Annotated in this window: 10 protein-coding genes; 3 read left to right on the top strand and 7 right to left on the bottom strand. The window is 34.8% G+C overall.

Features of this window, described 5'->3' with window-relative positions:
• Positions 1–478 precede the first annotated feature (478 nt).
• The 6 genes from ACFX4G_RS27990 to ACFX4G_RS28015 all read right to left on the bottom strand — a co-directional run bounded on the left by ACFX4G_RS27990 (position 479) and on the right by ACFX4G_RS28015 (position 6,563).
• A complete protein-coding gene (locus ACFX4G_RS27990) occupies positions 479–631 on the bottom strand; it encodes an aspartyl-phosphate phosphatase Spo0E family protein (protein ID WP_237075592.1) in 153 nt (50 codons plus the stop codon).
• A gap of 740 nt (positions 632–1,371) precedes the next feature.
• Positions 1,372–2,790, bottom strand: coding sequence for a MobV family relaxase (gene mobV, locus ACFX4G_RS27995; protein ID WP_377578318.1), 1,419 nt, complete (start codon positions 2,788–2,790; stop codon positions 1,372–1,374).
• 688 nt (positions 2,791–3,478) lie between these two features.
• A complete protein-coding gene (gene arr, locus ACFX4G_RS28000) occupies positions 3,479–3,895 on the bottom strand; it encodes an NAD(+)--rifampin ADP-ribosyltransferase (RefSeq protein ID WP_003220022.1) in 417 nt (138 codons plus the stop codon).
• Between the two features lie 177 nt (positions 3,896–4,072).
• Positions 4,073–4,612: a DUF3967 domain-containing protein gene (locus ACFX4G_RS28005; protein ID WP_377578321.1), complete on the bottom strand. Its 540-nt coding sequence runs from the start codon at positions 4,610–4,612 to the stop codon at positions 4,073–4,075.
• A 624-nt stretch (positions 4,613–5,236) separates the two neighbouring features.
• The gene (locus ACFX4G_RS28010) at positions 5,237–5,815 is read right to left on the bottom strand and encodes a MarR family transcriptional regulator (RefSeq protein WP_047749693.1); all 579 of its coding nucleotides are present in this window, start codon (positions 5,813–5,815) and stop codon (positions 5,237–5,239) included.
• A 235-nt stretch (positions 5,816–6,050) separates the two neighbouring features.
• Entirely contained in the window at positions 6,051–6,563 is a 513-nt protein-coding gene (locus ACFX4G_RS28015) for a hypothetical protein (protein ID WP_377578324.1), read from the bottom strand.
• Between the two features lie 321 nt (positions 6,564–6,884).
• Between ACFX4G_RS28015 and ACFX4G_RS28020 the strand changes: the two genes are divergently transcribed.
• Positions 6,885–7,346 (top strand): hypothetical protein, encoded by a 462-nt coding sequence (locus ACFX4G_RS28020; RefSeq protein ID WP_377578327.1) that lies wholly within the window; start codon positions 6,885–6,887, stop codon positions 7,344–7,346.
• 45 nt (positions 7,347–7,391) lie between these two features.
• A complete protein-coding gene (locus ACFX4G_RS28025) occupies positions 7,392–7,889 on the top strand; it encodes a hypothetical protein (protein WP_377578330.1) in 498 nt (165 codons plus the stop codon).
• 165 nt (positions 7,890–8,054) lie between these two features.
• Here ACFX4G_RS28025 and ACFX4G_RS28030 read toward each other — a convergent pair whose 3' ends face one another.
• Positions 8,055–8,840: a cupin domain-containing protein gene (locus tag ACFX4G_RS28030; RefSeq protein WP_377578333.1), complete on the bottom strand. Its 786-nt coding sequence runs from the start codon at positions 8,838–8,840 to the stop codon at positions 8,055–8,057.
• A gap of 281 nt (positions 8,841–9,121) precedes the next feature.
• Between ACFX4G_RS28030 and ACFX4G_RS28035 the strand changes: the two genes are divergently transcribed.
• Positions 9,122–9,430, top strand: a complete 309-nt coding sequence (locus ACFX4G_RS28035; protein ID WP_377578336.1) for a hypothetical protein — start codon at positions 9,122–9,124, stop codon at positions 9,428–9,430.
• Positions 9,431–9,971 lie beyond the last annotated feature (541 nt).

Here is a 9,971-nt window from a genome sequence, read left to right on the forward strand (position 1 = left end):
AAAAGAACCCTTGTCGCAGAACGGTTCCGCCGAGGGTTCTTTTTCCGGAGTATGCAGCTTTTTATACATCCTTGATAGACCAACGTTTTTTCAGTAAGCGATTAGTGAAAGAATGAATAAAAAGTGCACCTTTTATTCATATGCTAATTAAAAAAATATAGTATTTCCAGGTAAAATTACCTCTTTTTTTTAGTACACTTTTACAGGATATTCTGATAATATTCAAAATTGAGATGATGATCTATTAACGGATTAATCTGTTAAAGAATCAAAAAAGAAGCTCCTATCTAATGTGCCCGTTAGATAGGAGCTTCTTTTTATACATATACAGCAACATATTAAAAATAGCCTTTAATTACAGAACGTGGTAATCTACTTATGTTTCATACTTCGGATACGTATGAACAAACCCTTACAAAAAAAGCAACCTCGTTCATTGGCCAATGCCGAGGTTGCTTTTTTATTATTTTCAATAGCTCTATTTAATCTTTTCTAATTCATTTAACATTTCATCAATAAATTGACTAATCTCTACCGTATTGCTACTCGTAAAACCCTCTTTAAATGCCGTTTCTACCAAAGATTTTCTCTCTTTTTCAATCTCAACTGTTAAAGCTTCTTTTAAAATCACTTTATGAGACTCCACTATTCCCCTCACCCATTTGCTTTTAATAGCAAAACAAATAAAGGTTGATCATTCTAAAAGCGATCAACCTTGTATTCATTTTATCTTTTTATGTTCATACAAATATTTTACAGTATACAAATGTCCTTATACAACGGAATTTTATCTTAAAATCAAAACTTGTCATACAAATTTTGATTTTCACCTTCACAACTAAAGAAGTTTGTGATACACTTCACATATAAAGATATCCATGACGAACCAGAACACTCTTGAATGTAATATAAAAAGAGCTATATCACTCCGATGCCAATAAGACTGAAATAGCTTTTTTTATATCTTTATTGCTCCTTCTAAATCCTCATTATGATCCTTCTATTACTTATCTAGTACTTTTCCAACCCCCCACTTAGGAAAAATATAGTCTTTATGGAAAAAAGATGATACTATTAATTTGCAGTTATCTTTCCGTTATTTGTTATACGTGTGAACCCTGTGAAAAAGCTACCTTCTTTCTATGTAAAGCAAACGCCCATAGAGATAAGGTAGCTTTTTTTATGCTCATAAACACTCTCAAAAAAGGAGGAGAAATCTTATGTTGACTAGAGACGAACTTTTTTTATTCAACAGAGAGTTATTATCTTTACTAAACCAACACTCGACCTGTACTGATTCTACTTTAAAAGAGATACTGATAACTCAAATTGCTCTTATACTTACTGTTCTTAGCTAGATTATTTGTATTATTATCTTTCAATTTCTTGATCTTGCCTTTTGTTACGTTTTTGAATCCCACCGACATGTTGAAAGAAGGAAACCTGTTTTATCCTTTCAACATGCTTATCAATCCAATTCAATGCTTTTTCCTTCCAGGCTTTTAATGTCTTATTTTCTTTTCGTAATTCATTAACCTCTTGATGCGCTTTATCAAGCTCTTCTTTTGGGACATAATTCGCTATATAATCAATGTTCATTTCTGTTAAACTGTCATTCAGTTTATTTGCCTGTACAAGCTCTTTTTTCGTTTTCTCATGTTTCTGCTTCTCAATCATTAAATCATCGCTGAGAGAGCTTATATGAGCTTTATATTGCGTATCTAGTTCTCTCTTAACCTCATCTTTTACATTTTCCTTTTGTTCAACTGAAAAATCACGGACAAGCTTCTGACGCATTTGTTTTTTCGCCTTCTCGACTTCGCCATCTTGATGCGCCACGTATATCTCTAATTCTTGCTTTGTCTCACTTAAATCATGCTTTAATACTTTATTCTCTTTCTTGTAGTGATCAACTTCATGACTCAATGCATGCGTGCGCTCATGCTCGGCCGCCAATGTTTGCTGCAGCTCTTTTGTGAGACTCATAAGCTCATGAAAATCTACTTCTTCCACTTTCACTTTGGAACCCATGACACTCTTGGCCGCCTCTACTTCAATAGCTTGGCTACATAACTCTTCAATCCGTCTCTCGCTACGTATCTCAACGGGTGGTGCTGCTTTCAACTCCACTAAATTGTCCATCTGTTGAAGCTCTTTTTCCTTGTGAGCCACTAGTTGTTGCAAATGCTTTAGCTCTTTTTCGCGTTCTTGTTTCTTAAACTCATGCACACTCTTATGCTGCAGCTCACTTGGCTCGCCACGCTCAATATCATAGCCACGTTTGTTCATGTAGTTATGGAAGTCATCCTGGATTCTACGAATCTTGGTTTTGCCGTGAAAAAACTCTTTCGCCGCCAAGCGTCGATCGTCCGTAATGGGCACAAACCCCACATGCATATGTGGCGTCGCTTCGTCGTTATGTACCACGGCATATAAAATGTTCTGTTGACCATACTTACCGGCAATATGATCTAGTGAGGCTTCAAAATATTTACGCTGCTCGTCTAACGACATCGCATGCATATACTCTGGACTGGCCGACACAAAGAATTCTGCCACCAGGACGGCATCATTCCTGATTTTTCGTTTCACACGGGTGGCCGTCATCTTCTTAATTTCTTCATAATACTTAATTTTGTCCTCATTCACAAAATCATAGTTGAGCATCGTTCTGTTTGAATCGATGTCTTTATTTTTACTGTTCTCGCCTTCTCGTTGGTTGTGTTTCTGGATCCCCAATATTGCGTCTTTGTGGAACTTTTGCATGCGGATAATCCCATATTTGGCCATCCCTCAATCCCCCATTTCGACCACTGTACTTGGGTCTAGCATACCACAACTTTAAATTTGGTGTAACGCACTACACCAATTTTTCATCTTCGATCAAATTGGGAGCGCGCTCTACGAGGTGGCGGTCGGATTCCTCCCTGTGTTTGGCTCCGCCAAAATGAAAAAAGACATCCTCAACGGATGCCCTTTTTCATAAAGACCGTGGACGCCGTCCACCACCTGTAAGGGGAATTCTCCCCCTTAACCCCATCTAAAAAACTCCCCCAACCCCCTCACTTTTTGAGGGGGCTCCCTCGCCGGTTGGCGTCAAACAAACGGGGTTGTTTGAGTGCCAAGAGGGTTTGGGTCTAGTGAGTCTATCAACTCCTTAAATTCTCGACCTGCCGGTCTTGCGATTTACCGTTGACAGACCCTCGATATTCATTCACATATCTTTGGTTGGTTGATGGATAGAATAGCATGGTCAGCTTTTGTATTTGTCATTTGTTCCTGGACGAAGATCCATATAGCAATATTGACAACGACAGCAATCAGTAGAAAACTCCTATTCTTATTAATAAAGGTTTCCTCCTTCAAGTCATAGTCACAACAAAGGCTGCCTATTATATATACATTTATAAGGCGGCCTTCATCGTAGGTATGCTATATGTTTACTCCAGGAATCAAGACATTATCTCTCATATGAGAATCAATCGTATATTACATTCTTTCCTTCTTCACTTAACTTTTTTAAAGATGTAAGCATATGATTTATTTCTTCATCGGAATGTCTTTCCCATGAACCTAATTCAGCTACTATTTTCAAGGGAGATTTAGATCTATAAGAACGTGTTGGATTTCCAGGGAACTTTTTATCAGTTAAATTTGGATCATTTTCAAAATCGCCTAATGGTTCTACAATGTAAATTCTTTCTTTTGAATTAGATCTTGCTAATTCAGCACCCCATTTAGCAGCGTTTAATGTTCCAGTAAAATAGATATGGTTAGATTTTTTATCCTGATAATTAGACAAATACAATGGTTCAAGCAAGTCTCCAATTTTTAGTTCTGCTTTAGTACCATGAAAAAACGGACCAGGATCCAAGACATTTTTCTTGTCATTCATATAGCCACACCCCTTATACTTTTTGACTTGCATATAACAGTATAAGGCCGGACATAAGTGGAAAAACAGTCTATAAATAATTTTCAAATAGGGTTATAATTAAAGTAGAGATTAAGATGTTAACGGAAACTAACCATCCAAATAAAAAAAGACTGCTGAATAACCAGCAGTCTTTTTTTATTTCCAAAACTCCCACCACTTCTTTTTCTTTTCTTCACTGGCAGCAATAAGCTTTTGAGTTTCTTGCATTCCTCTAACAGCATCTAAAAGTTCACGATCCCTGCTATCTAATCTTTTTGAAATGTATTCATCTCTTTGTTGAATTTGCTTCAATAATTCTTGGTTAAATTTCATTTGTTCTTCTTTAAAATCTTCAAATTGTTTTAGTAATTGCTCATACTGTTGTGTCCCCTGATATGTCACTAATTCCTCTGTGTCACGGCCTGACACATCGTCTTCGCCAACCGTTGATATTACTGCATTTATAGCCTGATCCAGTGACATATCAGGGTGCTTTATCAACTCTCTAATCTTACGTAAAACAATTACATCCTTATCAAAGAAACCTCTGTGGCCCAACTCATTTTTATGGATATGGTACCCTGCTTTTTCGAGCAGCTGAGAATACTTACGAACAGTAGTATTCTGTATCGCTAAAAGGGTAGCGACTTCCCTTGCTGTATAAACCTTTTGCTGATTCTTTGTGTCACCTGACATATCGCACAACCTCCTGCTATGTCCTATGATATGTCATTCGATATATAAAAGAAAAGTTCCTTTTAAAAGATGATTTAGACTTATATTTTAGAATCACGTGGCCGCCTTCGTTTTGGGGTGTGAGGCTGGCTTTAAAAATAGTGTAGATATGTTATGAAAAAGAGTAGAATTTTGGACAGTTGCTCTGGCGGTTCGGCAGGTATAATGGCCGTCGTAAGCCGAGCATCTTTAACTTCGTTTTGGGTATGTTCGGCTTGGCGATATAACCATTCCTGCCGAAATTTGAAATACAAGGAGAAAAGAGTGGAGATTTTTTAAGTGATTTCCTTAAAAAATACTACTCGAACCTTGTATGAAAAATAGCCATAATGGTTTTTCATATGTATTAAGTTCAAGACATTTTAATATGTTTTTTTCTAACGAAAAAAGTATAAAAAGACCCTTGCAATTCTATCAGCGAATTGCTATTTAATATAGAGTGAGAAGAGAAGACTTTTTAAACATGGCTTTAACACTTGATACTAAAGGGTTTTAGTCTATTTCCGTAGTAATGAAAAATCATTACTTTGGTAATGATTTTTCATTACTACGGAAATACAAAAAAAAGAACCTTGTTACAGGTTCTTAAAATAATCTAATAGGTAGATTCTTTAATTCTTTAGGTGTTTTTCTAAACATAGCTTTTAGTGTTCCATTTATATTGTCTTTATCTCCAGAAAACATAATGTGAGGATTAATAAATAAAGCATATGCCCTGACATTATTATCTTCTATTCCGCTTTCTGATCTTGCTAAAATACCTTTATCAATCAACCCTTTTATAATCGGATTTACATTTTGTTTCTTTTTTCCTAATATTTCTGCAAGATCACTTTGAGTAACGGGAAGTGAATTAACTTGTCTAGAATCATTAACTATACAGTTAGAAGAAAATTCAACATTAGGAACTAAATCCATTAAAAAGTTTTTCTCTGCAGTAGTTAAGTATTTTATATCCCTTAAATATAAAATATTTTCTTGAATCAACTGTACAAACCTCACTTTATTCTTAATTTTTCTTTCCGGAACCAACTTCATTCCCTTTGAATTAGCTTTGGCTTGAAGTTCGTTTGCATAGTTTAATTCTTCTTCACTTAGAACTTTACCGTTTTCAATTTCTCGTAATCTAGCTTTTTTTTCGGCTTCTTGCAATGCTTTTTGCATTTTTAAATTCCTCCATTTAGTAGTGGAAGGAACTAACCTAATTGTGTTAGAATACATTTATAAAGTTATGTAGTTGAAGGTTAATCCCTTCTTAATATTTTTTAGAGAAAGTCCTCGGAGTCGTCGAAAACTTGAGGGCTTTTTCTTATGTCTAATTTTCTACCAAATCCTACATTTTTGCAAACCCTATTTGTAGAATAAGCAAGAAAACTCACCTAAAATGTAGGTGAGTTTTTTAGTCTAACAACCCTTTTTCTTTAAATACTTTTCTCAAAGCTTCGTTCACCAATTCAGATTTATAACTCCTAGGAACTCGATCAATAATACTTAAAACGTCGTCATCAAAATAAAATCCTCTATATATTCTTTTAGAACGGTCTTTTGGATTCTGAAGTAAGATATCAATTGCATCTACTTTGCTAGTAGTCGTACTAGCTTTTGAAAGGCTACTGCTAGTACTTTCACTTTCATTCAGATAGCTAACACTAGCTGCTACTTCACTGTTAGCTTGCTTTTGTTCTGCTGGCGCTTTACTATTTTTAGAAATAAGGGTATTAAAATCAACTTCTAAAGGTTCTGGTTCTTCCCCAACATAACGATAAATACTTTGCTTACTGTCCCATTCATATCCTAGTTTCTTAATTCTTAATTGGATAGTACGAGTACTTACATCATACTGATCAGCTAATTCTTTAATTGTGATTTCTTTCATCATAATTCCATTTAACATCTTTTTTACCAGCATCATACTAGCCCCCACTTCCGTTTTAAAAGTATAGTACTAGTATTCAAATGCAGGAATGATATTTCCTGCTATAACTTTTCTAAGAAACACAAAAAAATAATTTATCTTATAACGCACATAAAAATTTTTATCTCAAACAAATCCCTTAAGGTGTTTGTGAATATCAACTGAAAAGTAGCGATATGTATAGCAGAAAAATGCATATCAAATAAGGTTTTAATTACTACACAAATGGAAGATAATAGCCTCTTTTTATTATATGCACAATCATTTTCTCTACTAAAACATACCATGACTATGAGACAAGCTAAGGAGGTGATAAAAATGGCTAAAAGACAAAACAGGCATAACAACTTCTACTCTAATAATTGTCAATGTGATAATTGTCAATCAAATGCACTTACTACTCAACTAGTAGGTAAAACTATATCCGGTTTCATTCCTGCAAACGGACAAAACCCTAGAAAATTAGAGGGTGATTTTGTAGTTACTAAAAGTACCGAGGCTCCAGGAGTATACACTGTACGATATAACCCTCGTTTTGATGCGCTTATCCCAGGTCTATCTAATCCGATAATGATACAAGCATTCCTTCCATTAACATCCAATAATTGCAACAATACAGACTCATTTGGACTTTCTCCTAATGTATTCGCGTCTGTACTAAATTATAATACAGACGGTTTTAGATACCTTACCTTTCAAATTATAGATGATCAAATAGTTCAAAAGGATTTAGATGTTCAATTTGCAGCATTCGGACTAGTTGAAGGTGATGTAACTTAGTTATTCCAGTTAAAAAGAAATATACCCATGAAAAGAGGTGATAAAATGTGTTCAAGAGAAAACCAATCTAATCATTGTCAATGTAATCACAACAACAACTGTTGCCAATGTAATTATTGTCAATCCTATTCACAACGTAATTACTGTCAATCTGACCCATCTAATATATCAATACCTCAATTTCCACAGCCTGCAATTGTATCTGGTTTTATTCCAGCAAATGGAGAAAACCCTCAAAAAATAGAGGGTGATTTTACAGTTACTAAAAACACACAAAAACCAGGGGTATATGTGGTGCGATATATTCCTCCTTTTTCTGAACTACCTCCTGGTACTTCTAATCCAGTAATGATACAAGCATTTCGTCCATTAGAATCTATCAATTACTCAAATTGTGGGTTTGGGAGTAATACAGACGATGTATTCGCTTTTGCCGTAGTAGCCAATGTACAAGGATTTAAGTATATTACTTTTGAAATTGTAAACGATCATGTAGTTCAAAAAGATCTAGATGCTAAATTTACATCATTAGGTTTAAGATAAATAATCTAATGTAAAAAACATGTTTGTTTCATCTTACACTCCAATCTCATAAGAAAGAAGGCTACTCTAGAGAATAACCTTCTTTCTTATTTTTTTGATATACCGTCTGTTAACATAATCAAAATTATCGGTAATGAAAAAGGATCTTCTAAAAGAAGATCCTCTCTACATATTTTTGCTTTGCTGAAGAAGTTTAGATTTCCCTGTACGTTCCCATTCTTCTACTATTTCATATGCTTTTTCAGGAGAATACCCTTTTCCCACAAGAACTCCCATTAGAATAAATTCTTGAAGAATGTGTGTAGCATTTATTCCTCTTTTAACATCCTCTAGTCCTTCATTTACCAGAAATTCTGTATACCGTACCCATTCATCCGGAGTCTTGCCAGAAATCAATGTATTTCCATTGCTATGATCGTGGGCTTCTTCCGCAGCCAATGCATTTTCTTTAGTAACATGAACAGTGCCAAATGGATGATTAGGAGGAGCATATATCGAGTAAAGTTTTAGGGGAGTATTACCGGTATTGGTTAGATTATGCCATGTTCCAGCAGGTATCAATATTGCAGAATCATCATAGACATTTCTTTTAAAGTTTAAATTATTTTTACTCTTGCCCATTTGAACAATTCCTTGACCCTGTTCAATACGTAAGAATTGATCAACGTCAGAATGCATTTCCAAACCGATATCTTCGCCAACATTAAGACTCATTAAAGTAACTTGCAAATTGGTTCCAGTCCATAAAGCAGTACGATACATATTATTTTGCTTCGTTGCTTCATTGATATTAACGACAAATGGCTTTGGTCCGTAATCTTTCAATTTGCCGTTTTTGTAATTAAAATCTCCCTTGTTCGAATAATTATTATTCCAATTATAGCAATTTGGATTCACATTATAATACATCGGATAATGCCATTGATGGTGATAAGGTGATCTATGATGCATATTCATTCTCCTCTTATGGTTTTATTTTACCTTTTCATCCTATGCAGTTGCCTAATTAAAGGTATGTCACATGGATAATAATAGGCAATTAACCTAACCCAAAGAAATAATGAATACTCTATACAACCTTAGTTAACATAATCACCATTATTGGCATCAAAAGACCCTTAAATAATTTTCGAAGGTTATCCCTAGACTTTTGCCCTTATCACTTCTCCTATAACTACATAAGTTATAGGGTATTTACCCCAATTTAGAAAATTTAGAGGAGAGATGACCAGATGAACCCATATAGTTATTATCCTGGATATATTCCGCAACAGACTGAATACTATATCCCTTATGATTGCGAACTATATACACAACAGCAAGAACAAGAAGAATTTGAGAGGCAACAGCCCCAAAATCTAGGAGGGTTTGAAAGAAGAATTAGAAATCTTGAAAGACAAAATCAGCAACAAGCAAGAGAAATTGCCCGACTAAATCAAATTGTTGAACGCCATACATTCCGTCTGAATAGGTTAAATCAAAGACTACGTGTGGTAGAAAACAGATTAAATATTCCATTTGCAAGTCAAGAAGGTTTTTAAATTCTATTACAATGTTAAAATCCCTTAAGATTATAATTCTAAGGGGTTTTAACATTGTATATCTTCTCATAATATGAGCAAACTACCCAAGATGATGAATATCATCATCTCACCTAGCATGACCTTTGAAAAAGCTCCTGAATAGGCACAGGAGCTTTTTCTCTTTTTAGACTATATACTCTTATACAGACCGATAATTAATAGTTTTTTCAGCAAACTAATTATATGTAGAATTTCTAAAGGAAACCAACCTCTGACAAATTAGCTGGTTTTTTCTTTTTGATACATAAATTATTGATATCTTGAGCAAACTACTCAAGACGTCGTGAGGCATCATAAAATAGCTCTCCATTCCTTACGAGGATAGAAAAAGCCACTGATTAGGTCCAGTGGTTTTTTCTGTTTTTAAGCTGTATACGATATACAAAGTTAGTTAACATAATGTCTCTTTCCGGAACACACCACAAAAAAGAACCCTTGTCGCAGAACGGTTCCGCCGAGGGTTCTTTTTCCGGAGTATGCAGCTTTTTATACATCCTTG

It is taken from the genome of Priestia sp. YIM B13486, from assembly GCF_042787865.1.
Taxonomy (GTDB): domain Bacteria; phylum Bacillota; class Bacilli; order Bacillales; family Bacillaceae_H; genus Priestia; species Priestia megaterium.

Coding starts and splice junctions, on each gene's coding strand:
- mobV (WP_377578318.1), bottom strand. CDS start 2,790: ATGGCCAAATATGGGATTATCCGCATGCAAAAGTTCCACAAAGACGCA.
- arr (WP_003220022.1), bottom strand. CDS start 3,895: ATGAATGACAAGAAAAATGTCTTGGATCCTGGTCCGTTTTTTCATGGT.
- ACFX4G_RS28005 (WP_377578321.1), bottom strand. CDS start 4,612: ATGTCAGGTGACACAAAGAATCAGCAAAAGGTTTATACAGCAAGGGAA.
- ACFX4G_RS28010 (WP_047749693.1), bottom strand. CDS start 5,815: ATGCAAAAAGCATTGCAAGAAGCCGAAAAAAAAGCTAGATTACGAGAA.
- ACFX4G_RS28015 (WP_377578324.1), bottom strand. CDS start 6,563: ATGATGCTGGTAAAAAAGATGTTAAATGGAATTATGATGAAAGAAATC.
- ACFX4G_RS28020 (WP_377578327.1), top strand. CDS start 6,885: ATGGCTAAAAGACAAAACAGGCATAACAACTTCTACTCTAATAATTGT.
- ACFX4G_RS28025 (WP_377578330.1), top strand. CDS start 7,392: ATGTGTTCAAGAGAAAACCAATCTAATCATTGTCAATGTAATCACAAC.
- ACFX4G_RS28030 (WP_377578333.1), bottom strand. CDS start 8,840: ATGCATCATAGATCACCTTATCACCATCAATGGCATTATCCGATGTAT.
- ACFX4G_RS28035 (WP_377578336.1), top strand. CDS start 9,122: ATGAACCCATATAGTTATTATCCTGGATATATTCCGCAACAGACTGAA.